The organism is Parapedobacter soli, assembly GCF_025460835.1.
Lineage (GTDB): Bacteria > Bacteroidota > Bacteroidia > Sphingobacteriales > Sphingobacteriaceae > Parapedobacter > Parapedobacter soli.
On record NZ_JAMXAY010000141.1, the window covers coordinates 1 to 961 of the forward strand.

Consider the following 961-nt stretch of genomic DNA (forward strand, 5'->3'; position numbering starts at 1 on the left):
AAATATTTCAAAGAACAATTTCAGATTTTAATGGGACAGCAATGACAATGCCATTTATAAGATTGAAGCCAAAAGACCTTATGGCGGAAAAGAAGTTTTGGAAGACTATTTCAATAAAGAATTATCAAAACTCAAACGGTTTTTTGATAACAATATGGCTTTTTACAGCTATTACAGGACCGAAAGTACGTATCTTGACCATACTTATTTTGTGCGTGGCAAACACAATGTCCAATTGGGTTTGGACACATTCTATTTTGAAATCGACCACAGCTTTTCCACTTCCCACGATTACAAGGTAGCCAAGATTATTGCCAACGATTTGATAGAGGACTACCTCGAAACCCAACTATCAAAAACAGCCACAGACGATAAACCGAATGCTCTGCCAAAGCTGAATTGGACAGGAAGCAAAACGGCTTTAACCGAATTGATTTACGCACTACATTCACAAGGTATATTCAACAACGGCAATGCAGATATTAAACCAATCGTCAAAGTATTTGAAAGCACCTTTAATGTTGATTTAGGCGATTTCTACCATACGTTTATGGAACTCAAATCCCGAAAAATCAACCGCACCAAATTTTTAGATACACTAAAAGAAAGCCTTATTAAAAAAATGGACGAACAGGACGGAAGATAGTTCTATCAGTATTATGGAAAAGGGCTTTAAGCCCTTTTTTCTTGTCCTATAATCCAGACAAGGGAATAAAATGTTTATTTGTTTTTGAGAAACAAAAAATTCGTATATTTGCTATGAGCTAACGGAAACGTGTTGAAAAGCAAAGCAATAAGCACCGTTACCAAATCGTTACTTGACTATCTTTGATAACCCACATAAGAGCCTTGTATTCAACCGAAAAGGCTTTTTCCTGAAAACTTTAAAATAAAAAACAACAACAATGACGAAAGCCTGGACTTACCCCGAAATTTATAGGTCTAGTGTCAGTTGGTCGGG

General features: G+C 36.1%; 1 protein-coding gene. It reads left to right on the plus strand.

Annotated elements, in window-relative coordinates; genetic code table 11:
- Positions 1-52 precede the first annotated feature (52 nt).
- The gene (locus NGM62_RS21920; protein ID WP_449301325.1) at positions 53-646 is read left to right on the plus strand and encodes an RteC domain-containing protein; all 594 of its coding nucleotides are present in this window, start codon (positions 53-55) and stop codon (positions 644-646) included.
- Positions 647-961: the final 315 nt, after the last annotated feature.